Raw genomic sequence first — 25356 nt, 5'->3', positions numbered from 1 at the left:
TATGAATCAACCGCTTGCCTACGTTCACCCCGGAGCTAAAATTGCCAAAAACGTTGTTATTGAACCTTTCACTACCATTCACAACAATGTAACTATTGGTGATGGAACTTGGATCGGTTCCAACGTTACCATAATGGAAGGCGCAAGAATCGGAAAAAATTGTAATATTTTTCCGGGGGCCGTTATTTCCGCCCCACCACAAGATTTAAAATACGAGGGCGAGGATACGACCGTTGTGATAGGCAATGGAACAACCATTAGGGAGTGTGCTACCATTCACAAAGGGACTTCGGACCGCATGAAAACGGTAATCGGGAAAAATTGTTTGATCATGGCCTATTGCCATGTGGCACATGATTGCTTGGTAGGCAACAATTGTATCTTTTCAAACAACTCCACCTTGGCGGGTCATGTGACTATAGGGGATAATGTAATTTTGGCCGGTCTGGTCGCTGTGCATCAATTTGTATCCGTGGGAGAACATGCTTTCGTAACTGGTGGTTCCTTGGTTCGAAAAGATGTTCCGCCTTATGTAAAAGCCGCTCGTGAACCATTATCTTATGTTGGGATTAATTCGGTTGGCTTGCGTAGAAGGGGATATGAATCGGAAAAAATCAGGGAAATTCAAAATATTTATAGAATCCTTTATCAAAAAAATTACAATAATTCGCAAGCGGTACAAATTCTGGAAGCGGAGATGGAAGCAACTCCAGAAAGGGATGAAATACTTCAATTTATACGAGATTCCCAACGCGGGATCATGAAAGGCTATTTTAGCAACAGTTAAATCAAATACTTAACAAATTACTACTAATTAGAATTCCAATATGGCATCTACATCAGACATACGAAAAGGATTGTGCATCAGATATAATAATGACATTTATAAAATAATAGAGTTTTTACACGTTAAACCTGGTAAAGGTCCCGCTTTTGTTAGAACGAAATTAAAAAGTGTTTCCACGGGAAAGGTATTGGACAACACCTTCTCCGCAGGTCATAAAATTGAAGATGTAAGGGTGGAAACAAGGTCCTATCAATTTTTGTATGCTGAGGGGGAGACATATCATTTTATGAATACGGACGACTATAATCAAATTACCCTGCAGGAAAGTTCATTGGACGCTCCGGGGCTTTTAAAAGAAGGGGAAGTGGTAAAAATCATGTTCAATACGGAAGATAGTATGCCGTTATCCGTAGATATGCCTGCCAGTGTTATTCTAGAGGTGACCTATACCGAACCGGGAGTAAAAGGAAACACGGCTACCAACGCTACAAAACCTGCGAAGGTGGAAACTGGAGCCGAGGTAAACGTACCGCTTTTTATCAATGAAGGCGACAAAATTAAAATAGATACTTCTAGTGCCTCCTATATGGAACGTGTGAAGGAGTAAGCTAAAAAGCACAAAGTCAAGAAGTAATAAATAGCAGGTCTACTGTGTACTTTTTTATAAAATACGATTTACTTAATTCTTTTGTAATACATGAAATTCCCGACCGCATTTTCATTAGCGCAGATTTCAGAGCTTATTAAAGCTGAATTTGTTGGTGATGCTAATTTTCCAGTGTTGGGAATGAATGAGATTCATGTAGTGGAAAAAGGTGATATTGTTTTCGTAGACCATCCAAAGTATTATGATAAAGCACTCGAATCTGCTGCAACTATTGTGCTTATCAATAAAAAAGTAGCTTGTCCGGAAGGGAAAGCCTTGCTCATTTCAGATGATCCTTTTCGGGATTTTAATATCCTTAGCAATTATTTTAGACCTTTTAAATCTTCGGATAAATCGATAGCAGTATCCGCTAAAATCGGAAAAAACACTATTATCCAACCAAATGTATTTATTGGTAATAATGTGGTAATCGGTGATGATTGCGTAATCCATGCCAACGTAGCCATTTATGACAATTGCATTTTAGGAAATGGGGTAACGGTTCATTCTGGATCGGTATTGGGGGCAGATGCTTTTTATTACAAAAATAGACCTGAGGGTTTTGATAAATTATTATCCGGTGGTCGCGTAGTATTGGAAGACCGTGTAGATATTGGTGCATTATGCACCATAGATAAGGGTGTTACGGGTGATACTACTATTGGGGCAGGAACCAAATTGGATAATCAGGTACATGTTGGGCATGATACGATAATCGGTAAAAAGTGCCTGATTGCCTCACAGACCGGAATTGCAGGTTGTGTAATTATCGAAGATGAGGTCACTTTGTGGGGCCAAGTAGGAACAAACAGCGGTATTACCATTGGAAAAAAGGCGGTAGTAATGGGGCAAACAGGGGTCACCAAGTCTGTTGAAGGCGGTAAGAGCTATTTTGGAACCCCAATAGAGGAGTCAAGGGAAAAACTGAAGCAATTGGCCTACGTCAAAAAGATTCCTGAAATCATAAAGAAACTAGAAGATAAATAAGCGAGAGAATACTTTAGAATTTATTCTCAAACGTATATTTTTGTGCAACAAAATATAAACGGACAACAACATGAGTGTTTTAGTAAACAAGGATTCCAAAATAATAGTTCAAGGTTTTACGGGAAGTGAAGGTACCTTTCACGCTGAACAGATGATCGAGTATGGTACCAATCTCGTTGGAGGCGTTACACCGGGCAAAGGAGGACAAGAGCATTTGGGGAAACCTGTTTTCAACACCGTTGAAGAAGCTGTAGCGAAAGTTGGAGCGGATACGACCATTATTTTTGTGCCACCTGCATTCGCGGCAGATGCGATTATGGAGGCGGCCAATGCCGGAATAAAGGTAATTATTACCATTACCGAGGGTATTCCAGTGGCAGATATGGTAAAGGCCGCAAATTATATAAAAGGAAAAGATTGTAGATTGGTAGGTCCTAACTGTCCTGGAGTAATTACCCCGGGAGAAGCTAAAGTTGGCATTATGCCAGGGTTCGTGTTCAAAAAAGGAAATGTAGGTATTGTTTCAAAATCGGGAACGTTGACTTATGAAGCCGCCGATCAAGTAGTACGTCAAGGGTTGGGTATTACCACTGCTATTGGTATTGGAGGAGACCCAATTATTGGAACGACTACAAAAGAAGCTGTGGAACTATTGATAAACGATCCAGAAACCAAATGCGTGGTAATGATCGGAGAGATCGGTGGGCAATTGGAGGCAGATGCGGCACAATGGTACAAAGCCAGTGGTAGCAAAAAGCCAATTGTAGGTTTTATAGCAGGCGAAACAGCTCCAGCGGGAAGGACCATGGGGCATGCAGGTGCCATTGTTGGAGGCAGTGATGACACCGCTCAGGCCAAGAAAAGAATTATGCGGGAATGTGGTATCAACGTTGTGGATTCCCCTGCGGAAATAGGCAAAAAAGTTAAAGAAGTAATGGCTTAGCAAGTTGTTAAATAGATACTAAATCCCGTGTTTCACGGGATTTTTTTTAGCCAATAGCTAAAACAAAACTTATATTTGATGCAACCAACTAATTGAGAGGAATATGAAACTGTTAGAAGGAAAAAACGTAATTATTACGGGAGCAAGCCGTGGCATTGGAATGGGTATTGCACAGGTCTTTGCGGATTACGGTGCTAATATTGCTTTTACCTATAGTTCCAGTGAGGCTCCTGCTTTGGCTTTGGAAAAGGAGTTAAATGAAAAGGGGGTAAAAGCCAAGGCCTACAAAAGTAACGCCGCTAATTTTGAGGAAGCGGAACTTCTAGTACAGCAAGTTTTAAAAGATTTTGACGGTGTCATTGATGTGTTGATCAATAATGCCGGTATCACGAAAGATAATTTATTGATGCGCATGTCTGAGGCTGATTTTGACGCAGTTATAGACATCAATTTAAAGTCGGTTTTTAATATGACAAAAGCTGTTCAGCGTACCTTATTGAAGCAAAGGAAAGGTTCTATCATTAATATGAGTAGCGTGGTCGGTGTCAAAGGAAATGCCGGTCAAACCAATTATGCCGCGTCAAAAGCCGGTATGATCGGTTTTACGAAATCTGTGGCGTTGGAATTAGGTTCCAGAAACATTAGATGTAATGCGGTTGCGCCAGGTTTCATAGAAACGGAGATGACGGATAAATTGGATGAGAAAATCGTTCAGGGATGGAGAGACGGAATTCCCTTAAAAAGAGGCGGAACTCCCGAGGATATCGCAAACGCATGCTTATATTTTGCCTCTGATCTATCGGCCTATGTCACAGGGCAAGTACTTAATGTGGACGGTGGCATGCTTACCTAATCAAATATATACCAATTATGATTTTCGTTACCACGCAACAGATTACCGGAAAGGAAATTACGGAATCCTTGGGAACCGTAAGGGGAAGCACGGTACGGGCCAGGAATATTGGCAGGGATGTTTTTGCCGGACTTAAAAATCTGGTCGGCGGAGAAATTTCGGAATACACAGAGTTATTGGCCCAAGCAAGGGAGCAGGCCATCAAAAGAATGCTGGATGACGCAAAGCGATTAGGTGCCGATGCCGTAGTTAACGTAAGGTTCAATACTTCACAAGTTATGCAAGGTGCTGCGGAAATGTTGGCGTACGGTACGGCCGTAAAACTAAAATAATGAAATACGTTCCCGTTATATTGATGATGTTGGTATATGGGGGGTTATTTATTATTCTGGTTTATTTCATATTCAAAAGAATAGTGGATAAAAAGAATGAAGATTTCGAGAAGCGAAATTATTGATGCAAACAAAAACAATACTACTTATAATTTTAGCCGGAGTAGCGGCATTGGTGGTAGTCATACTGCAATATCATTTTAAGGTTAAAAAGAATTCAAGACAAAACCTTTTCCTTTCCTTTCTAAGATTTATCGGTGTTTTTGGACTATTGTTGCTTCTGATTAATCCCAAGTTTAAAAAAACGAGTTATCGGTTAGAAAAGCCCAATTTGGCGGTTTTGGTGGATAATTCATCTTCGGTGGCGAACAACAAATCATTATTACAAGGAGTTCTGAATGATTTGTCCGCTGATACGGACATTCAAAATCGGTTCAAAGTTAAAACATATCGGTTTGGAGAGCAGCTAGAAACGTTGGATAGCCTTTCGTTTCAAGAAAGGCAAACGAATATAAGTGAATCCATTGATTTATTGGAAGAGGTTTATTCGAAGGAAAATACGGCTGTTATACTATTTTCGGACGGTAACCAGACCATAGGGCAGGACTATACTTTTAAAAAAGTAAAGGATAATTTTACCGTTTATCCTGTTACCGTTGGTGATACCACCCAATTTGAAGACTTAAGTATTGGGCCCATCAACGTAAACAGGTATGCCTTTTTGAAGAACAAATACCCGTTGGAAACTTATGTAGTATATCAGGGCAATGGTCAGGTAACCGCAAATGTTTCCGTATCTGTCAATGGTAAATCGGTCTACACGGAACATATTGATTTGTCTAATACAAATACCCTGAAAAGTATTAACACAAAAATTGATGCGAACACTACAGGAATCAAAAATATACAAGTATCCGTCAGACCTATTGCATCGGAAAAAAACATCATAAACAATTCACGAAAAACTGTTGTAGAGGTCATTGATGAAAAGACGAATATCGGTTTGATAAGTGATATGGTCCATCCGGATTTGGGTGCCATTAAAAAATCCATTGAAAGTAACGAACAAAGAGCTGTACGGATTTTAAAACCAAATATAAGCTCCCAACAGCTAGAAGAAATCGATTTGTTCATTTTGTATCAGCCTACATCGATTTTTAATTCGATTTTCGATTTTATCAAAAAGAAAAAATCAAATTATATTATTATTGCCGGACCCAATAGCGATTTTAATTTTCTAAATAGAAATCAGCTCGATTTCGATATAGAGGATGGATACCCAAAACAAGAAGTTATTGCTACGCTCTATAATGGGTTTACAAAGTTTGATATCGCCAATTTTGATATTACCGATTTTCCACCACTCATCAGCGATGCCGGACCTATAGGCTTTGAACAGCAGAACGAACCGCTATTGGGTACGGAAATAAAGGGGCAGAACATGAATACACCCCTACTCACCGTTTTTGATGACAATGCTCAGCGTAAGGCATTGTTGGTTGGAGAAGGTATTTGGAAATGGAGAATACAATCTTTTAGAAATAATGGCGATTTTTCCAACTTTGATGAATTTATGGGAAAACTTGTACGCTATTTGAGCAGTGACAAGGCAAAAAATAGATTGAATGTAGTTTATAACAAGAATTATACAAGCAGTAACGAGGCCATAATTACGGCAACGTATTTTGACGAGGCTTATATTTTTGATCCGAACGCAAGTATTGTTATCCAAGTAACGGAAAATGAAACAGGAAAGACCACAAGTTTACCTATGTTATTGAAAAATGGTTTTTTCGAAGCAGATTTGACCAATTTTTCACCGGGCAATTATTCTTTTAAGGTCACAGTGGCCAATGAAAATTATTCGGAATCGGGGAGTTTCGTTATTTCAGATTTTGATATGGAAAAGCAGTTTGTATCCAGCAATTATAGGAAGATGCAATTATTGGCCGCCAATACTGGTGGAAAACATTATTTTGAAACACAGTCAGATTCCCTTTTAGAGGAATTAGTTACCAACGACGTATATATTCCTACCCAAAAAAGCTTTGAAAATGTCGTATCTTTAATAGATTACAGTATACTGTTGGCCATAATCGCTTTTGCCTTTGCAACGGAATGGTTCATCAGAAAATATAACGGATTAATTTAAAAACAGAACCTAATGGACAAACTACCTAAGATTGCGTTACCTGCAATTTTCATTATTATTTTACTAGTTATTTTAATTTCCAAATCGGCCGTAACCATTGGTTCCGGTGAGGCGGGAGTATTATATAGGACTTTTGGAGGAGGTGTAGTTACAGATGAGCCACCGCTTGGCGAAGGATTTCATATTGTTGCCCCTTGGAACAAAGTTTATGTTTATGAAGTAAGGCAACAGGAAGTATTTGAAAAAATGAACGTGCTTTCTAGCAATGGACTGGACATAAAATTGGATGCTTCGGCATGGTTTCAACCTAAATACAACGATTTAGGAAAATTACATCAAGAAAAAGGAGAGGACTATGTTCAACGGGTGTTATTACCTACCATACGTTCAGCTGCTCGTTCAGTTGTGGGTAGGTATACGCCAGAGCAATTGTATTCCAGTAAAAGGGATGCTATTCAGGCGGAAATCTTTGATGAAACAAAAAAAATTGTTGACGATGAATACATTCAACTTAACGAAATATTGGTTCGTGACGTTACGCTACCGCCTACCATAAAAGAAGCTATTGAACGTAAACTTAGGCAAGAACAAGAATCTTTGGAATATGAGTTTAGATTGGTTACTGCTAAAAAAGAAGCAGAGAAAGTGACTATTGAAGCACAAGGTAAAGCGGATGCCAACCGTATTTTAAGTGCTTCCCTAACAGATAAAATCTTACAGGACAAAGGTATAGATGCCACTTTAAAATTATCGGAATCTCCAAATACCAAGGTAATTGTTGTTGGTGGTGGCGAATCTGGATTACCCTTAATTTTAGGAAATAACTAATATTTACTTTTTTGTATAAAAATTAAGTTATAATTTTACTCCATCATGAAAAACAACACTACACATCATCATTTTTATACTGGCTCTCAGGCGAGGTAAAAGTGTTTTGTAGTAGTACAACATATGTAAAACCCGTTTGAGCGATCAAACGGGTTTTTTAATGAATCTTTTTGATGGTTCGGAATTAAGAAATAAAAATGACAAAAATTAGAATTGCTATTCAAAAATCGGGTCGGTTGAATCAAGACTCTTTACAGATTTTAAAGGACTGCGGAATTTCCATTGATAATGGCAAAGACCAATTAAAGGCATCTTCCAGAAACTTCCCCATGGAAGTTTTTTATTTGAGAAACGGTGATATTCCTCAGTACCTAAGGGATGGAGTAGTGGATATTGCTATTATTGGCGAGAATGTATTGATTGAGAAAGGAGAAGATATCAGTATTGCCGAAAAACTGGGGTTTTCCAAGTGCAAAGTTTCCCTTGCTGTTCCAAAATCTGTGAAATATGGCTCATTACAGGACTTTGAAGGCAAGCGTATTGCAACGTCTTATCCAAACACGGTTCAAAAATACCTGAACGAAAAAGGGGTAAAGGCAGATTTGCACATTATTAGTGGTTCGGTGGAGATTGCCCCGAATATAGGATTGGCCGATGCTATTTGTGATATTGTTTCTAGCGGCAGTACGCTGTTCAAAAATAATTTGAAAGAAGTAGAAATAATGCTAAAGAGCGAAGCTGTTTTAGCGGTTTCCCCATTAATTTCAGAAGAAAGAAAACTGATTTTGAAAAAATTACAGTTTAGGATTCAGTCGGTTTTACGGGCCAGACAATCTAAATATGTGCTTTTAAATGCCCCGGACGATAAATTGAAGTCAATACTGCACTTACTGCCGGGAATGAGAAGCCCCACTGTTCTGCCGTTGGCGGAAGAAGGTTGGAGCTCGGTACACACCGTAATACAAAAAGATAAGTTTTGGGATGTTATTGATGAATTAAAAAAAGCAGGTGCGGAAGGCATATTGGTTTGTCCTATCGAAAAAATGGTATTATAAGCTCCTCCCGACCTCCGCAAAGGGGAGGAGTTAAAGTATAAAGCGATGGGAGATACAATAGATTTATACATGAAACTGTCAACTAAAAGAAATGAATAAAATAGATAGTCCACGGAGAGAAGATTGGGATGTGGTGCTAAAGAGGCCAACCCAAACAGTGGCCGATATTGAAGCTACGGTCAACACTGTTTTTGATGAAGTGAAGCGAGATGGAGACCTTACACTGCGCAAATACACAAAAAAATTTGATGGTGTTTCCTTGGACATATTCATGGTTTCCGATAATGAAATTGCGCAAGCCAATGAACTTGTTTCGGAGGAATTAAGGGCTGCTATCCAATTGGCGAAATCCAATATTGAAAAATTTCATGTTGCCCAAAAAACAGATAGCGTGGAAGTGGAGACAACAGACGGTGTGCACTGTTGGCAAGAAAAAAGACCTATTCAGAAGGTGGGACTTTACATTCCGGGTGGGACCGCTCCATTATTTTCTACTATTTTAATGTTGGCGGTCCCAGCTAATATTGCTGGTTGTCAGGAAATTATATTATGTTCCCCTCCGGATAGTCAAGGAAACATAAATCCAGCTATTTTATATACTGCTAATCTTTGCGGTGTCACCAAAATTTTTAAAGTAGGCGGTATTCAGGCCATTGCGGGGATGACTTTTGGCACGGAAAGTATTCCTCAAGTGTATAAAATTTTCGGTCCTGGCAATCAATTTGTTACAGTGGCCAAACAGATTGCTACAAAACACGGGGTAGCCATTGATATGCCGGCAGGCCCTAGTGAATTACTCGTTGCGGCAGATGATACGGCGAATGCCGCTTTTGTAGCCTCCGATTTATTGAGTCAAGCGGAACACGGTGTGGATAGTCAGGTGATTTTGGTTTCGACCTCTAAAACTTTGATTGATGCTGTTGAAAAAGAAGTGGCACTGCAAATAGAGGATTTGCCAAGAAAGGAAATCGCCCAAAAAGCGATAGGAAACAGTAAGTTGATTTTTGTTGAGAATGATCAAGTTGCCATAGACCTTATTAATGAGTATGCTCCGGAACATTACATTATTTGTGTTGAGAATGAAGATTTCTATATTAAAAACACAGTGAATGCAGGGTCTGTTTTCATTGGAAACTATACTCCCGAAAGTGCCGGGGATTATGCCTCGGGAACCAATCATACCTTGCCTACCAATGGCTATGCAAAGCAATATAGCGGAGTAAATTTGGATAGTTTTATGAAGAGCATGACTTTTCAAAAAATAAGCGAAGCTGGAATAAAAGAAATAGGAAATGCCATTGAAATCATGGCAGAGGCGGAAGGATTGCAAGCACATAAAAATGCAGTAACACTAAGACTAAAAAGTTTAAGCCCTTCCCAACCCTCCCCAAAAGGGAATGCTAAATGATTGATATGAAGTTCAATTTAGAAAATATAGTCCGGGACAATGTTAAAGGTTTAAAGCCTTACTCCTCTGCGCGTGATGAATATGTATCGGACGGTTCTGAAATGATATTTTTAGATGCTAACGAGAATCCGTTTGAAAACGGCGTGAATCGTTATCCAGATCCACAACAACGAAACCTAAAGGCTGTTTTAGCAGCACAAAAAGGGATTTCATCCGATAATATACTCTTGGGGAATGGTAGCGATGAAGTTTTGGACTTATTGTTCCGTGCTTTTTGTGAGCCAAAAGTGGATAATATTATTTCGTTGCCCCCAACATACGGGATGTACAAGGTACTTTCGGAAATCAATAATATTGAAAATAAGGAAGTTTTACTCACCGAAGCTTTTCAGCCAAACATGGATGCTGTTTTACACGAAATTGACGCTAATTCTAAAATAGTATTTATTTGTTCCCCCAACAATCCCACGGGAAACAGCATTTCTACACAAATTATTGAAGGTTTGCTGAACCGGTTTAAAGGTTTGGTGGTGATAGATGAAGCGTATATCGACTTTTCAGCTCAAGAAAGTTGGGTGTCCAGAATATCGGAATTTTCAAATTTGGTGGTTACGCAAACCCTTTCCAAGGCTTACGGAATGGCCGGGATTCGATTAGGAATTTGTATAGCTTCAAAAGAAATCATTTCCATCTTAAACAAAATAAAACCTCCGTACAACGTCAACGAATTGACCCAACAAAAAGCACTGGGACGAATTCTGGATAAGGAGAAGGTACAATCTGAAGTTTCCAAAATAGTAAACGAAAGGTCAAAATTGAATGCTGTTTTATCTGAAATTGATTTTGTTAAATCGATTTATAAATCCGATGCTAATTTTATTCTGGCTAAAGTAGATGATGCCACAAAAAGATATCATCAGCTCATTGATAAAGGAATCGTGATACGTAACAGAACTACACAACCACTATGTGAAAATACGCTCCGCTTTACCGTTGGAACGGTAAATGAAAATAAGAAATTGATACAAGCTTTAAAAGATATGACAAATGAATAAAAAGAAAGTCCTTTTTATTGATAGGGACGGGACCATCATCAAAGAGACCGTTGACGAACAGATCGATGCGTTTGAAAAAATGATTTTTTATCCCAAGGCTTTTACTTTTCTTGGAAAAATTGCCAAAGAACTGGATTATGAACTGGTTATGATTACCAATCAAGACGGTTTGGGAACAACTGCTTTTCCAGAGGAAACTTTTTGGCCTGTTCACAATTTCATCTTGAAATCCTTTGAAAATGAGGGGGTAACTTTTGAGAAGGTGTTTCTGGATAGAACTTTTCCTGCTGACAATGCCGATACCCGCAAACCGGGCACAGGCTTATTAACTGATTTTTTTTCAGAGGAATATGACCTTGCCAATTCTTTTGTCATTGGGGATAGGCTAACCGATATAGAACTCGCCAAAAACCTTGGGGCCAAAGGTATTTTTATCAATGATGACACCCACTTGGGTACGGGGGAGATTACTGTGAAAAGGGAGGAACTAGACCCGGTTATTGCGTTGGAAAATAATGATTGGGAAAAGATATATGAGTTTTTAAAACTGGAGGAGAGAACGGCCGAAATCACCCGAAAAACAAATGAGACTAATATTTTTATCAAACTAAATCTTGATGGTACCGGTAAAAGCGATATTAAAACGGGTCTGGCGTTTTTTGACCATATGCTGGACCAACTGGCGCGTCACGGCCAGATGGATTTAGAGATTAAAGTAGATGGCGATCTGGAAGTGGACGAACACCACACAATAGAAGATACTGGTATTGCGCTAGGAGAAATTTTTCACAATGCTTTGGGAAATAAATTAGGGATTGAGCGCTATGGTTTTTGCCTTCCCATGGACGATTGTTTGGCACAGGTAGCCATAGATTTTGGCGGTCGTAATTGGCTGGTATGGGATGCGGATTTTAAAAGGGAAATGGTCGGTGATATGCCTACAGAAATGTTTCACCACTTTTTTAAATCGTTTACCGATGGCGCTAAGGCCAATTTGAACGTAAAAGCGGAAGGCACCAATGAGCATCACAAAATAGAAGCTATTTTTAAAGCTTTTGCAAAGAGTATAAAAATGGCCGTTAAAAGAGATGTTGAAAAGATGGTTTTACCATCGACGAAGGGAGTGCTATAGTTTTCTTCAGAAAGTGGAAATTCATTCAGTTAGTATAATCGTATGATTAAAGAAAATAAAAATATTCGCCCGAGTAAGAGTTCTCCCTCTTTGGGGGAGTTAGAGGGGGCCAATATCGTTATTATAGATTACGGTGCAGGGAATATTCAGAGCATCAAATTTGCGATTCAGCGTTTGGGTCATGAAGCCGTTTTGTCCAGAGACCCGGATGAAATACGCAAGGCGGATAAAGTTATTTTTCCAGGAGTGGGAGAGGCCAGTAGCGCGATGCAAAAACTAGAGGATAGCGGATTGGATGAAATTATTCCAGAATTAAAGCAGCCGGTCTTGGGCATTTGTTTAGGTATGCAATTGATGTGCAACTCCTCTGAAGAAGGAGCTACTAAAGGACTAGGAATTTTTGATGTGGATGTAGTTAAATTCTCTAAACAAGTTAAAGTTCCACAAATTGGTTGGAATAAAATTGAAAATCTAAAATCAGCATTGTTTGATAACATAGCAGAAGACTATATCTACTTGGTACATAGCTTCTATGCTCCAAAATGCAACGAAACCATAGCTACGTGTTTTTATGATTTGGAATATAGTGCGGCATTACAAAAAGATAACTTCTACGGCACCCAGTTTCATCCAGAGAAGAGTGGTGAAGTAGGAGAACGGATTTTGAGGAATTTTTTAGGAATGTCATGAAATACGAAACTAGAAAATAGAAATGAGAGATTTGAAAAAAAGAACTCAAAGATTTGCCTTGGATTGTTGGCATTTGTGTGCGACGCTTCCAAAATCTAGAGAATACAACGCTTTTGTAAATCAATTAATTAGAAGTTCAAGTTCTGTTGGCGCTAATTTTAGAGCTTCACAACGTAGCAAATCTGACAAAGACTTCATAAACAAATTAAAAATTGTTGAGGAGGAATGTGATGAAAGCATGTATTGGATTGAAATGTTCCTAGAAATTCAGAATTCTAAAAAAGAGGAGTTGCTAAGACTGCACAAAGAAGGAAATGAGCTCCTATCTATTGTAGTTGCTTCAATTAATACAGCAAGAAAAAGAATTGACAATGGAAGGAAGTGAATATTTGGCTTTCGTATTTCTAATTTCATATCTCTAATTTAATTGTATGAGAATCATCCCCGCAATCGATATTATAGACAGTAAATGTGTACGTCTTTCCAAGGGCGACTACAATACCAAGAAAATCTATAACGAAAACCCATTGGAAGTAGCTAAAGAATTTGAGGACCATGGGATTCAGTATTTACATTTGGTAGATTTGGATGGTGCAAAATCCAAACATATCGTCAATCATAAAATTTTGGAACAAATAGCCACAAAAACAAATTTAAAAATCGATTTTGGAGGCGGATTAAAAACGAATGATGATTTACGAATTGCTTTTGAAAACGGTGCTAACCAAATAACAGGCGGGAGTATTGCGGTGAAGGACAAAGCAACCTTTACAAATTGGATACGCACGTATGGTGCCGATAAAATTATTTTGGGAGCCGATGCGATGGACGAAAAAGTTGCAGTTTCCGGATGGCAAGAAGAATCCAATGAGGAATTGCTGCCTTTCATTCGGTCTTATCAAACGGAGGGAATTCAATATGTAATTTGCACGGATATCAGTAAAGATGGTATGCTTCAAGGACCTTCTTTTAATTTGTACGAAAAGATAATCAATGACTTGTCCTATAATTCAAATGAAGTCAAAAAGCAATTGAAACTCATTGCTTCAGGAGGAATATCTACTTTTAATGAGTTGCCGAGACTTTCAGAAATAGGTTGTGAAGGCGCTATCATCGGTAAAGCAATTTATGAAAATAGAATCAGTCTTAAACAATTGGAAAATTATATCTTATCTAATTGACCATGGAAGAGAAATTTAGGGAAGAATTTGTTCAAAATGCTTTATATCGCTTAGATGAAAGCACGCGTATGAACGGTATTTCATTGGAGCAGCTTTCTAATGAAGAGCTATGGAAGCGACCCAATGAGACTTTAAATAGTGTTGGTAATTTGATTTTGCATTTGTGCGGAAATATAACGCAATATGTAATTTCTTCTTTGGGAGAGAAAGAGGACACTCGTGACCGGGACAGCGAATTTGCTACGCAACAGTATTTTCCCAAGAAAGTACTTCTAAAGAAATTGAAGGAAACGGTAGATGAGGCAAAACGTGCTATCAATGATGCTTCTATGAAGCAATTGCTAAGAAAAAGAAATGTTCAAGGATTTTATTTCTCGGGAATAGGTGTTATTTTACATGCGGTAGAGCATTATTCATATCACACAGGTCAAATTGCGTTTTGGACCAAGCAATTAAAGAATAAAGATTTAGGATTTTATAAAGGTGTGGACTTGAAAATTAAGAATGAGTAATAAATTAAGTATTTAGTACATAGTGAAAAAGTTAGAGGTACAAAATACGAGATTCAAAGTTTTATACCATAAGTAATTAAGAATGCAAGATTTGAAATTAAGGACGAAGACATTTGCCGTTGATTGTTGGCAGCTTTGTTCCATAATTCCAAAATCAAGAGAGTTTGATGCTTGGGCAAGACAGCTTATTCGTTGTTCTAGCTCCGTTGGAGCAAATTTTAGAGCATCTCAAAGGGCTAAATCTACGGCGGATTTTATCAATAAGCTTAAAATTGTAGAGGAAGAGGCGGACGAAACAATTTATTGGCTCGAATTATTTTTAGAAGTGTTGAATATAAATCATGAAGAGATGAAACGATTGAAAAAAGAAGGGGAAGAGTTATTGGCAATAACCGTAGCATCGATTAAAACTGCTAGAAAGAATCAGAGAAAATGATTCTATTCATAAAATATTTTAAACTTTTGAATTTCTCGTATTTTGAACCTCAAATTTCGTATCTAAAAATATGTTAGCGAAGAGAATCATCCCTTGTTTGGATATTATGGACGGACGCACCGTGAAAGGTGTAAACTTTGTGGATTTGCGTGATGCGGGTGACCCTGTAGAACTTGCTGAAATATATAGTCGAGAAGGAGCTGATGAACTAGTCTTTCTAGATATCTCGGCTACGGAACAAAAACGGAAAACGCTGGCCAATCTAGTGTATCGTGTAGCGGAAAAAGTAAATATTCCTTTTACGGTAGGCGGTGGAATATCATCGGTTGAAGATGTAGATATCCTTTTACAAAACGGGGCGGATAAAGTGTCTATTAATTCATCTGCCGTTAAGAATCCGCAGCTTATCAATGATTTAGCTGCCAAATTTGGTTCTCAATGTGTCGTTGTGGCAATCGATGCAAAAAATATTAAGGGAGAATGGATCGTTCATTTGGTCGGGGGCAAGGTTCCGACCGAACTGAACTTGTTCGAGTGGGCCAAAGAAGCAGAGGAACGTGGGGCAGGAGAAATTTTGTTTACCTCTATGGATCATGACGGCACCAAAGACGGATTTGCCAATGCCGCACTTGCACGATTATCGGATGAACTTAATATTCCGATAATTGCCTCCGGTGGGGCAGGAAACATACAACATTTTACGGATACGTTTACATATGGAAAAGCGGATGCGGCATTGGCTGCCAGTGTTTTTCATTTTAAAGAGATTGCTATAAAAGATTTAAAAGAAGAATTGGAACAGGCCAAAATCCCGGTAAGAATCTAGTTGGATAAATGATAGAGGCGCAGCAGAAAGACAAGAGTTTGGTCGTTGGTATTTTGGTAGAGGCTTTTGAACCTATCAAGGAAGAGAATTCCATAAATCTTATAGTACGATATGATGAAAAGCGTCTAAAACGCATGCATATCCTTATGGGCTTTCTTTTTGACAAGGCCATGCGCACCGGCAAAGTCTACCTATCCGATAATAGGGCCAGTTGTTTATTGCTTACCTATGCGGATAAGGATAAGTTTAGCATAAAGAAATTATTGTCCACCTTAAATTTGGCCATACGCGGCATAGGGATTACCCAGGTCAGGAAAGTATTGAAAAGACAACAAATCATTCAGCGTAATTATCCTAAAGGCAACTATATACGCCCCATGATTTTTGCCGTGAAAAATGAATTTAAGGGTACGGTAACCGCTGCCAAGCTCATTATGCAAGTTTTTAAAAGACATATGGACAATGAGCTTCCCGTTATTGTGGACACTGCATCTGAGGAGCATGTTCAGCTATATCAAAAATTTGGACTTAAAATTTTCAATGTAGAAAAAGAACTAGGTTTTCCCATTTATATGTTACGAATGAATAGACTGCCCGATATGGAAAAAGGAAGACGCAAACCGAAAACAAAATTACATGAGCAAAGAATATAATTTTACCGAACCTAATTGGTCCAAATTAGAGAATGGACTCGTGCCGGCCATCATACAGGATGCCGTTACGAAAAATGTATTGATGTTAGGCTACATGAACAATGAAGCATTGGAAAAAACACAAACAACCAAAAAAGTTACTTTTTTCAGCCGTTCCAAACAACGATTGTGGACAAAAGGTGAGGAAAGTGGAAACTTTTTGAACTTGGTCGATATAAAGAATGATTGTGATAGCGATACTTTGTTGGTGACTGTCAATCCTGTTGGTCCAACATGTCATACAGGGAGCGATACCTGTTGGAACGAAAGCAATGAAAGTAACTTTGGTTTTTTTTCCAAGTTGGAATCGGTCATTGAGGATAGAAGGAATTCTGCCGATGGCGAAAAATCCTATGTAGCGTCACTTTTTGAAAAAGGAATCAACAAAATTGCGCAAAAAGTAGGGGAGGAAGCGATAGAAACGGTCATCGAGGCCAAAGATGACAATGATGACCTATTTCTAAACGAAAGTGCGGATTTACTGTTTCACTACCTTATTTTGCTACAGGCAAAAGGATTTACGTTAAAGGATATCGAGGCTGTTTTAAAGTCTAGGAAAAAATAATCAACGTTTAATTAATTTTGAGTCTCCCGTAAGACGTTGTCTAACTATTTCCGGGTTGCCTTTATAGTAAAGTCGACTATCTCCGGATGCCCTAATTTTAATGGATTCCGAAACGGATAAATAGGCATCGCTATCCCCGCTTAGATCAATATCCAAATCTAGGGTAGAAAGATCATAATCCCGGAATGTACTATCGCCTTGTAAGTTGGCCACTACATCATCCGCGTTTCCAAAAATGTTCATATCTGAATCTCCCCGTAATGACAAAGTGAGGTTTTTGGTAGCTATTTCGCCTTCGAAATTGGAATCTCCAAAGAGCTCTATTTTTATGTTTTCCGCTATCAAAATATTCTCCAAATCAATTTCCACATCACCAAACCCTTTGAATTGGGTAATCGATGCCGTAGTGATATAAACATTTTGGGTGGCATTTCCTCTTACGTTTAAATTTCTATCAAATTTGATTGTCAATACATTCCCTTCTTTTCGGACGATAATTTTCTCTTGTAAATCGGCATTGGCTTCCACGCGAATTTCTTCTTCCGTTGGGGAAAACCGTACGAATACATTAAAATCATCGGAAACATTTAGTACATCGTAATCTGAAAAATTATATGTTACGGAAGTTACTTCTCCGGATACCCTTATGGTTTCGGTACTGCATGAGCCCAATAATACCAATGCCAATATGGCGAACACGATATTTGATTTGATTTTCATTTTGATTGTTTTTTGATTGTTGTTTATTATTTTTATTCTTTTTGTAATTCCATAATTGGAATCCATTGAAAATGTATTGGATACCATTCTTCCGTTTCATAAGAAGAAGTACATTGATTTTCCTTTTTTAGAAAGACCTGATCGTTCTCTATAAACACATACTTTGTTTTCATTTTACAAGTTCTTTTTATAGCGATTACGGCCCATATTGAATATGCCCACTTTAATACCTATTCCACCGGAAAAACCGTTGATTCGTTTTAACCGAACTGGAGCTATATCTATTTCACTGGAAAAACGATATTTAACGCCCGCTTCTAACTGTAGGTAGCGGGAAATATTAAAAAGTAGGCTTACTCCTGGCTCTGCCACGAAAATGGCATCAAAATCATCTTCTGTCAATTCTTCATCAAAATCATCATCGTCAAAATTGGAATCTATATATCCAACGGCACCAGCTCCTATGAGTAAAGGAAAGGAGAGGTTTACCTTGGACTTACTGAAGAAAATGGGTTCTAAATGGAAACCACCATAAGCTCCTATCAAATCTTCATTTCTGGAAAGCGTATTATTAAAGACATCTTGTTCAGAAAATAGAAAATTGCCGGCGAAACCTATTTCAAATTGCTGATTGGCCACATAGGCTACTTTTAAACCGGCCATATATGCATTTTGGCTGTCTATTTCACCGTATCCCATAGTAAAGCCCAAATAAACGCCATGCACTACATTGTTACGGTCATTGAATTCTAAATACTCATCTGCATCTTCTTCTTGAGCACGAACATTACATATCGCCAATAGAAAAAGAGCTAAAAGGGTTATTGTTATTTTTTTCATTTTGATTTCTTTTGATTGATTGTTTAAGGCTTGTATCAATAGACAAAACAATATGCAAAAGGTTGCATAAAATTTGTTTTTTTAATTTGGAACCTTCTTTTTATAGCGGTTCCGCCCCATGTTGAACACACCTACTTTAATTCCTAATCCCACGGAATACCCGTTTAGGTTTTTAACAGGACTCGTAGCAAAATCAAACCTATTGGTGAACCTATATTTTACTCCCGCTTCTAATTGCAGGTATCTGGAGATATTAAAAAGTGCGCTTACTCCGGGTTCAAAGACCCGCATTACATTTACATCGTCAAATTCGGCGTCTAAGAAATCATCATCAAAATCCCCATCCCCTTGGGTAAAATACCCTACGGCACCGAGTCCTATGACTATCGGAATGGAGAGACTAATTCTATTTTTGCTAAAAAAGATAGGTTCTAAGTGTAGTCCAATATATCCTCCGGTAAGCTTGTTATCAATGAGTTCGCTCGTTATGAATTGTTGGTCCGATTGAAAAACATTTACGGCCAGACCTATTTCAAACTGTTGGTTTGCCACATAAGCTATATTAAATCCAAATCCGTATGAGGGTTCTTTAAAGGTTTGCCCATAGTGCGTATTAAGACCCAAATACACCCCGTGCACAACATTGTTACGGTCGTTGAATTCTATATAATCCACAGTTTCAATGGAATCTTTGGGCGTATTTTGCGCGTTCAGCGAGAGAAAGATAAAGGTCAGGAATAGAAATAATAATATTGGTTGAAGTTTCATATACTGTTTTATGTCGATTATTTTTAAAGACAACCTTGGTTTCAAAAGGTTGCATTCTTAGAATGATTTTTAAAATGCTGGGGGAATCAATCAATTTCTTTCATAAGAACAAGTCCTTTTTTTCCTGTAATCGTTACTTTCCCATTGGGATTTTTTCCATAAGAAGCACTGATTTTCCGTAACCTTTTTCCTTTATCCAACATCTTTGAATCTATATTTTTATAGGATTTTGGTAAGCGAACCAGTCCTTCTTCCAAAGTTGCTTCAAACCGATGCGGGAAATCGGTAATTATCAAACTTACCTCAGAAGATTCTTGGTCAATATTTATTTCAGATTTTGGATCAATAATGGTATTCACTCTAAAATCCGCTATTTTCATATTCAAATCAATGTCCTTTTTTAATTTATGAATAGCTACGTTGGTAAATTTCAAGGTGCCGTACATGCTCCCCATTTCCTCGATCTTAATTTCATCCTTACTGGAATAAATTTCCAAGGAGGCCGTTTTACCGATCACTAGGGTACTACCACTACTATTGATGCGTAAACTCTTGGAAGCATCCATGTTTAAACTCGCATTCTTAATACGTAGCGCGGCATAATCCAAAGATTTGGCCCTAAGTTTACCATATTTCATCTCTACATCTGCCTTACTAAGGTTTTCGTTGATCCATAAATTCCCATGTTCTATGTTTGCCCTTAGTTTTCCTTTCCAATCTTCTAGGACCACATCACCAAATTTGTTGGTCACTTTTAAAGTAGCATCCGTAGGCATATAAATGATATAATCTATTTGCAGGTTGCTCCTATCAAAATCAAACGGATTGGCTTTGTTAAAGTATTTAGCAAAGAAACCGCTGTTCTTTTCTTCAACTTCATAGCTTACATCTACCAATGTACCAGAACTTGTTAACTTAGGTCTGATTCTTTTTAAGAGCTCTTCGGCCTGTTCTTTTTTTCTACGAGTCACCGTGACGGTTATGGCTACCGATATTTTGTTTTGGTCCCAACCGTACAGGCGTATGTCCCCATATTTATTCTCCAAATGCAGCGCCGCCTCGCCGTTCACGGTGAAATCTTTCTTTATCTGTTTAGATACTTTTTCTTGGGCCGTTACCAAATGACCCAGAAAAATGGCTACGGAGAACAATAGCATTTTCTTATAAAGTGTATCCATAATCATCATCTGTTAATTTGGAATCGTTTATTTGTTTCAACAAGTTTTCTATGAGCTCTATCCGCTTTTTATAATTGGCTACAATGGCCTCTAGCACCACCTCATTGTCCAGGTTATTTTGCATCTCTACCCGTAATTGCTCATATTCCGTATCTAGCTCATCCATAAAGGATAAAAACTCCGCCTTATCCTCATCGGATAGTTCGGGATGATTCTGTACCAATTTCACCTGATACGAAACTAGATTTTTGTAGTGCATGTCTATGTCCAAAAGCTCTTTGGAGGCATATTGCGTGTGGTCATCGGAAACATTCATGACGGAAAAGGCCACAAAAGCGGATATGCCAAGTATGATAACAATACTGGCCGCTATTCTGAGCATTGGGGATTTCCATAAGGGAATTACCTTAGGTTGTTCCGCTCTTAATTCCGTAGCGATAGCGGCCCACATTTTACTTTTGTCCGCTTTGTGCTCGTCAAAAAGGGCCTTTTTCTCCCGAATATGTTTTTCAAAATTGTCCATTACAATTCGTTTATGATTTCAACTAATTTCTTTTTTGCCCTGTGGTATTGCGATTTGGAGGTAGCCGTGGAAATATCCAATATCTCCGAAATTTCCTTGTGGTCGTACCCTTCTATCAAATACAGGTTCATAATTTGTTTGTACCCATTGGGCAATTGCGCCATTCCCGCTTTTACTTTTTTAATGTCAACGGCAGCTATGGGCTCCTCATTTATTTCTTCTTTTAGGTGATACTCATGGTCTTCCATAGGCACCGCAAGAATCCTTTTTGCTTTTAGATGATTGATGCTTTTATTGATTACGATACGTTTTAACCATGCGCCGAACGTACTTTCATACTTAAACTTTGACAGGTTTTTAAAAGCATCTACAAAACTGTCCTGAACAACATCCTCAGCATCTTCTTTACTGCCCAACATACGCATGCCAATGTTGTACATGGCATCCACATAGAGACTGTACAGTTGGTACTGTGAGCTGCTATGACCGGTCTTACACTTTTCTACGAGTGTTTTATGCGTAAAACGAATATTGGTTTCCAATGAATTCAGGTAGTTTTTAACCCTTTATTATTGCTGTTGTTAAGGTAAAGACAACCGTAAAGTACAAAGGTTGCACGGAAGCGAAAAAAATTAAATTGAAAGGCTTAGGAAAGTTTTGGGCCCAAAAGGAAGTACGTTCACTTTTTCTCTGGCATATGTCAAAAATAAATTGGCGAGACCTGCCGGCCGCAGGCGATAACCCCTGGGATTGTCTCGGGGATGGTCGATTTCAATAATTGTTATTTAAGTAGTGATTGTAGCATCGTGTCCAATATCAAAATTACATGAATTGGCTATAAAGCACATCGTATTGGCTTCTTTGTGCAGTTCATGGGCTTTTTTAATCATACTAATCTGTGCTACTTTAACTTGTGGATGCAAGGTCGCGGCCACAAATTTTCCACTTCCGTTTTCATCTTCTTGCATAACGCCCGTAGTATGGTCCATATAATCGGTAACCACTATGTTATGCACGGAGCATAAGTGCAAATACCAGAGCATATGGCAGGAAGCTATGGAAGCGAGAAAAAGTTCTTCAGGGTTGTATTTTGTTTTATCGCCTAAAAATGAAGGGTCCGAAGATCCCATTATTTTATCATATTTTCCATTTACGGAAATCGTATGGCTTCTGGTATAGGATTTATAATTCAATGTGCCATCTCCTTCGTTACCGGTCCAGTCTATTTGAATAGTATACTTGTGTTTTTTCATATAATTGGTTTTTTGAGATAACCATTGGCAATCATTTTATTGGTCAAATTATTAAGTAATAGAAGAGTTTTGTTATCGTTAAGCCAAAACAAGTTTTAATTTCTATCTAATAACTCATAATAAAGTTGATTGTTTCTAAAATCATATTCAAGACCTTCTTATTTTGTTTACAAAATAGTTTTCAACAGGAGTAGATTTCTCAATCAAGGCTTTACTATTCCATTTAAAAACGACTACTAGGTTTTATTTGTCATTTCGAACGGAATGAGTATAAGAAATCTAAATGTTTGGAGGTTATGTGTCGCTTCAAGGCCATCTAAATCCATCCCTTCCGCTCAAACCAAGATTTGACCACCTTCCCTTTCCTTCGACTCCGCTCAGGATGACAAGGAAGTAGCCTTTGGTACTTATTGCCTTTCACTTTGAAATGACTAAGGCCTCCGCTAACCTTTTGCAAATGGCCGTTTGGTGAAAAGGATAGGACATCTATCTGTTTTCAAAATAAAACCCAAATAATTTCAATTGATGCAACCTTTCATTTTTCCAATTGTCTATAGGGTGAATCAAAACAACAATCAAAAATCGATCAAGCATGTTTAAAAAATTTAATTTTCGAAATCCGTATACACGTGCACTATGGATTTTAACCTTATTTTTTAGCACGTCCACTATAGCGCAAACCACCTATACCGTTAGTGGTACTATCTCGGACAAAAATAATGGGGAAACGCTTTTTGGGGCTTCGGTGTTCTTAAAAGGAACTACCATAGGGGTGGTGACCAATGAGTACGGCTTTTATTCCTTGACCGCTCCTGAAGGAAATTATACGCTTACCATATCCTATATGGGGTATCGTGAAATTAGCACGGATGTCACTTTGGATAAAAACCAAAAAATTGACTTTGAGATACCGGCAATCTCCACAGAGTTGGAAGAGGTAGTCGTTACCGGTGATGAACCGGAAAGGGCACTGCTCAAGAAACCGGAAATGAGTATCGTAAAAATGAATATGGCCACCGTAAAGCAAATGCCCGTGGTTTTGGGTGAGGTAGATGTTTTAAAATCTCTTCAGATGCTTCCGGGCGTCACCAGCAATGGCGAGGGGACCGGTGGCTTTCATGTGAGGGGAGGAGCGCAGGACCAGAACTTGGTGCTTTTGGACGAGGCCATTATTTATAATACTTCGCACATGTTCGGATTCTTTTCGGTCTTTAATGCGGACGCCATCAAGGACGTTAAATTATACAAGGGTGGAATCCCGGCACGTTTTGGCGGGCGGGTTTCCTCCGTATTGGATGTACGTCAAAAGGACGGGAACAACAAAAACCTAATGTTCACAGGGGGGATAGGACTTATTTCCAGTCGGCTTACGGCAGAAGGTCCCATATTTAAGGAAAAAGGGTCTTTTTTAGTGTCGGGCAGACGGTCATATATCGATTTGATTCTTAAAGCCTCCGGAGAAGACAACAGTGCTTCTTTCTATGACCTGAACTTAAAAGCAAATTACAATCTCACAGCGAACAATAAGCTCTTCGTTTCGGGTTATTTTGGTCGTGATACCTTCAAATTCGGGTCGGATTTTGACGCCAGTTATGGGAACGCTTCCGGAAACCTGCGTTGGAACCATATTTTTAACGACAAACTGTTTTCAAACCTCTCGGCCATTGTAAGTCGGTACGATTATAAGCTTGGCTTTACCTCGGACCAGTTTAATTGGGTTTCGGCAATCGATAATTATAACTTAAAGTATGACTTTAAGTACTACTGGAACGATGCTTTTAAGCTGGACTTTGGGGCGAGTACCATTTATTATGAATTTGACCCAGGACAAATTAATCCTACTTCGGAAGCATCTGCCGTAAACGAATTGAAATTAGACCGTAAAAGAGCTCTGGAAAGTGGATTGTACATCAATGCTGAGCATAAAATCACCAATAGACTCACGGCACAATATGGTTTGCGATACAGTGCCTTTACCCGTTTGGGCGGTCAGGCCATGGTAGAATATGCCAACGATCAGCCTGTAGTATATAATGATGTTTTGGGAATCTATGAGAGAGGGGCAGCAGTTGGAGAAACCAATTTTGAAAAAGGAGACGCTATAAAACGTTTTGGGAATTTTGAACCGAGGATTTCGCTCGCTTACGAGCTTAATGACGTATCATCTATCAAAGCAGGATTTTCCAGGGCGGCACAGTATATTCATTTATTGTCCAATACTTCTTCCGTGACACCCTTGGACGTATGGACGCCCAGCGGAAAATATATATCCCCTCAGCTCTCCAATCAATATGCCTTGGGCTACTTTAGGAATTTTAAGGACAAGATGTATTCCTTGGAAGTGGAGGCGTATTATAAAAATGTGGATAACAGGATCGATTATTTGGACGGTTCCGATCTTATTGGTCAAAATACGATTGAAACAGAGATTTTAAATGGAGAATCCCGTGCTTACGGGTTGGAATTCTTACTGAGAAAGAACGAAGGCAAATTTACAGGTTGGATAGCCTATACGCTCTCAAAAGCAGAGCAAAGAACCCCCGGAGGTAACGCTGGCGGTCTTGGAATCAATAACGGGCAATGGTACAACACGGCTTTTGACCGTACCCATGATGTTTCGGTTTCAGGTTCCTATAAATTAAATGACAAATGGAGTTTTGGTGCCAATCTCGTGTTCCAGACCGGAAGACCTGTAACATATCCCAATGGTCAGTATGAGTATGAGGGATTGTCCATTGCCAGTTACTCGGATAGAAATTCGGACAGATTGCCTACCTATCATCGCTTGGATGTTTCCGTGAACTATAAGCCCAATAGAAAGCCCAACAATAGATTTAAAGGGGAATGGGTATTAGGTATTTATAATTTGTACAATAGAAAAAATGCCGCTTCTGTTTCCTTTGGACAAAATGCGGAAACGGGAGCTAACGAAGCCACAAGGACCGCAATATTCGGTATTGTACCTTCCTTGACCTATAACTTTAAATTTTAGAA

The 25356-nt window shown here is 38.7% G+C and carries 29 protein-coding genes; 21 read left to right on the top strand and 8 right to left on the bottom strand.

Going from position 1 to position 25356, the window contains the following annotated elements:
- Position 1: 1 nt before the first annotated feature.
- From lpxA to hisIE, 20 genes are all read left to right on the top strand, one after another.
- Positions 2 to 787 carry an acyl-ACP--UDP-N-acetylglucosamine O-acyltransferase gene (gene lpxA / locus ACKWBX_RS11210; RefSeq protein WP_413968773.1) on the top strand — a complete coding sequence of 262 codons (786 nt, stop codon included), beginning with the start codon at positions 2 to 4 and terminating at the stop codon, positions 785 to 787.
- A 40-nt stretch (positions 788 to 827) separates the two neighbouring features.
- Positions 828 to 1394, top strand: coding sequence for an elongation factor P (efp, locus tag ACKWBX_RS11205; protein ID WP_413968772.1), 567 nt, complete (start codon positions 828 to 830; stop codon positions 1392 to 1394).
- 90 nt (positions 1395 to 1484) lie between these two features.
- On the top strand, positions 1485 to 2420 hold the full coding sequence (locus ACKWBX_RS11200; RefSeq protein ID WP_413968771.1) for a UDP-3-O-(3-hydroxymyristoyl)glucosamine N-acyltransferase: 936 nt from the start codon (positions 1485 to 1487) through the stop codon (positions 2418 to 2420).
- Between the two features lie 70 nt (positions 2421 to 2490).
- On the top strand, positions 2491 to 3363 hold the full coding sequence (sucD, locus tag ACKWBX_RS11195) for a succinate--CoA ligase subunit alpha (RefSeq protein ID WP_413968770.1): 873 nt from the start codon (positions 2491 to 2493) through the stop codon (positions 3361 to 3363).
- A 103-nt stretch (positions 3364 to 3466) separates the two neighbouring features.
- Positions 3467 to 4216: a 3-oxoacyl-[acyl-carrier-protein] reductase gene (gene fabG, locus ACKWBX_RS11190; RefSeq protein ID WP_413968769.1), complete on the top strand. Its 750-nt coding sequence runs from the start codon at positions 3467 to 3469 to the stop codon at positions 4214 to 4216.
- 17 nt (positions 4217 to 4233) lie between these two features.
- Positions 4234 to 4548: a YbjQ family protein gene (locus ACKWBX_RS11185; protein WP_413968768.1), complete on the top strand. Its 315-nt coding sequence runs from the start codon at positions 4234 to 4236 to the stop codon at positions 4546 to 4548.
- A gap of 124 nt (positions 4549 to 4672) precedes the next feature.
- Positions 4673 to 6700, top strand: coding sequence for a vWA domain-containing protein (locus tag ACKWBX_RS11180; protein WP_413968767.1), 2028 nt, complete (start codon positions 4673 to 4675; stop codon positions 6698 to 6700).
- 12 nt (positions 6701 to 6712) lie between these two features.
- Complete coding sequence (locus ACKWBX_RS11175) at positions 6713 to 7528, top strand: prohibitin family protein (protein WP_413968766.1); 816 nt, start codon at positions 6713 to 6715, stop codon at positions 7526 to 7528.
- 197 nt (positions 7529 to 7725) lie between these two features.
- Positions 7726 to 8583, top strand: a complete 858-nt coding sequence (gene hisG / locus ACKWBX_RS11170; protein WP_413968765.1) for an ATP phosphoribosyltransferase — start codon at positions 7726 to 7728, stop codon at positions 8581 to 8583.
- 91 nt (positions 8584 to 8674) lie between these two features.
- The gene (hisD, locus tag ACKWBX_RS11165; RefSeq protein ID WP_413968764.1) at positions 8675 to 9991 is read left to right on the top strand and encodes a histidinol dehydrogenase; all 1317 of its coding nucleotides are present in this window, start codon (positions 8675 to 8677) and stop codon (positions 9989 to 9991) included.
- Positions 9992 to 9996: 5 nt separating this feature from the next.
- Entirely contained in the window at positions 9997 to 11046 is a 1050-nt protein-coding gene (gene hisC, locus ACKWBX_RS11160; RefSeq protein ID WP_413968763.1) for a histidinol-phosphate transaminase, read from the top strand.
- The gene (hisB, locus tag ACKWBX_RS11155; RefSeq protein ID WP_413968762.1) at positions 11039 to 12178 is read left to right on the top strand and encodes a bifunctional histidinol-phosphatase/imidazoleglycerol-phosphate dehydratase HisB; all 1140 of its coding nucleotides are present in this window, start codon (positions 11039 to 11041) and stop codon (positions 12176 to 12178) included. The genes hisC and hisB overlap by 8 nt, the downstream gene beginning before the upstream one ends.
- A 42-nt stretch (positions 12179 to 12220) precedes the next feature.
- A complete protein-coding gene (hisH, locus tag ACKWBX_RS11150; protein ID WP_413968761.1) occupies positions 12221 to 12868 on the top strand; it encodes an imidazole glycerol phosphate synthase subunit HisH in 648 nt (215 codons plus the stop codon).
- 22 nt (positions 12869 to 12890) lie between these two features.
- The gene (locus ACKWBX_RS11145) at positions 12891 to 13253 is read left to right on the top strand and encodes a four helix bundle protein (protein WP_413968760.1); all 363 of its coding nucleotides are present in this window, start codon (positions 12891 to 12893) and stop codon (positions 13251 to 13253) included.
- A 46-nt stretch (positions 13254 to 13299) separates the two neighbouring features.
- Positions 13300 to 14049, top strand: coding sequence for a 1-(5-phosphoribosyl)-5-[(5-phosphoribosylamino)methylideneamino]imidazole-4-carboxamide isomerase (hisA, locus tag ACKWBX_RS11140; protein WP_413968759.1), 750 nt, complete (start codon positions 13300 to 13302; stop codon positions 14047 to 14049).
- A gap of 2 nt (positions 14050 to 14051) precedes the next feature.
- Positions 14052 to 14561, top strand: a complete 510-nt coding sequence (locus ACKWBX_RS11135; protein ID WP_413968758.1) for a DinB family protein — start codon at positions 14052 to 14054, stop codon at positions 14559 to 14561.
- A gap of 82 nt (positions 14562 to 14643) precedes the next feature.
- Positions 14644 to 14997 (top strand): four helix bundle protein, encoded by a 354-nt coding sequence (locus tag ACKWBX_RS11130; protein ID WP_413968757.1) that lies wholly within the window; start codon positions 14644 to 14646, stop codon positions 14995 to 14997.
- Between the two features lie 70 nt (positions 14998 to 15067).
- On the top strand, positions 15068 to 15823 hold the full coding sequence (gene hisF, locus ACKWBX_RS11125) for an imidazole glycerol phosphate synthase subunit HisF (protein ID WP_413968756.1): 756 nt from the start codon (positions 15068 to 15070) through the stop codon (positions 15821 to 15823).
- 8 nt (positions 15824 to 15831) lie between these two features.
- Positions 15832 to 16476 (top strand): GNAT family N-acetyltransferase, encoded by a 645-nt coding sequence (locus ACKWBX_RS11120; protein WP_413968755.1) that lies wholly within the window; start codon positions 15832 to 15834, stop codon positions 16474 to 16476.
- A complete protein-coding gene (gene hisIE, locus ACKWBX_RS11115) occupies positions 16460 to 17080 on the top strand; it encodes a bifunctional phosphoribosyl-AMP cyclohydrolase/phosphoribosyl-ATP diphosphatase HisIE (protein WP_413968754.1) in 621 nt (206 codons plus the stop codon). Before ACKWBX_RS11120 ends, hisIE begins: the two co-directional genes overlap by 17 nt.
- On the opposite strand, the gene ACKWBX_RS11110 is transcribed toward hisIE, so the two are convergent.
- The 8 genes from ACKWBX_RS11110 to ACKWBX_RS11075 all read right to left on the bottom strand — a co-directional run bounded on the left by ACKWBX_RS11110 (position 17081) and on the right by ACKWBX_RS11075 (position 22362).
- Positions 17081 to 17800 (bottom strand): head GIN domain-containing protein, encoded by a 720-nt coding sequence (locus tag ACKWBX_RS11110; RefSeq protein ID WP_413968753.1) that lies wholly within the window; start codon positions 17798 to 17800, stop codon positions 17081 to 17083. It lies immediately after the preceding gene.
- Positions 17801 to 17832: 32 nt separating this feature from the next.
- Positions 17833 to 17973 carry a hypothetical protein gene (locus ACKWBX_RS11105; protein ID WP_413968752.1) on the bottom strand — a complete coding sequence of 47 codons (141 nt, stop codon included), beginning with the start codon at positions 17971 to 17973 and terminating at the stop codon, positions 17833 to 17835.
- 1 nt (position 17974) lies between these two features.
- On the bottom strand, positions 17975 to 18640 hold the full coding sequence (locus ACKWBX_RS11100) for a hypothetical protein (RefSeq protein ID WP_413968751.1): 666 nt from the start codon (positions 18638 to 18640) through the stop codon (positions 17975 to 17977).
- Between the two features lie 81 nt (positions 18641 to 18721).
- Entirely contained in the window at positions 18722 to 19408 is a 687-nt protein-coding gene (locus ACKWBX_RS11095) for a hypothetical protein (RefSeq protein ID WP_413968750.1), read from the bottom strand.
- An 86-nt stretch (positions 19409 to 19494) separates the two neighbouring features.
- Positions 19495 to 20586: a hypothetical protein gene (locus ACKWBX_RS11090; RefSeq protein ID WP_413968749.1), complete on the bottom strand. Its 1092-nt coding sequence runs from the start codon at positions 20584 to 20586 to the stop codon at positions 19495 to 19497.
- On the bottom strand, positions 20570 to 21109 hold the full coding sequence (locus ACKWBX_RS11085) for a hypothetical protein (protein ID WP_413968748.1): 540 nt from the start codon (positions 21107 to 21109) through the stop codon (positions 20570 to 20572). Before ACKWBX_RS11085 ends, ACKWBX_RS11090 begins: the two co-directional genes overlap by 17 nt.
- A complete protein-coding gene (locus tag ACKWBX_RS11080) occupies positions 21109 to 21651 on the bottom strand; it encodes an RNA polymerase sigma factor (RefSeq protein ID WP_413968747.1) in 543 nt (180 codons plus the stop codon). The genes ACKWBX_RS11085 and ACKWBX_RS11080 overlap by 1 nt, the downstream gene beginning before the upstream one ends.
- Positions 21652 to 21894: 243 nt before the next feature.
- A complete protein-coding gene (locus ACKWBX_RS11075) occupies positions 21895 to 22362 on the bottom strand; it encodes an OsmC family protein (protein ID WP_413968746.1) in 468 nt (155 codons plus the stop codon).
- A 592-nt stretch (positions 22363 to 22954) separates the two neighbouring features.
- Here ACKWBX_RS11075 and ACKWBX_RS11070 point away from each other — a divergent pair.
- A complete protein-coding gene (locus ACKWBX_RS11070; protein ID WP_413968745.1) occupies positions 22955 to 25354 on the top strand; it encodes a TonB-dependent receptor in 2400 nt (799 codons plus the stop codon).
- The last annotated feature ends 2 nt before the right edge of the window (positions 25355 to 25356 follow it).

The sequence above is a fragment of the Maribacter algae genome, assembly GCF_047345745.1.
Taxonomy (GTDB): domain Bacteria; phylum Bacteroidota; class Bacteroidia; order Flavobacteriales; family Flavobacteriaceae; genus Maribacter.
The sequence above is the reverse complement of the archived record's forward strand: the minus strand, read 5'-3'. Positions and strand labels throughout refer to the sequence as shown.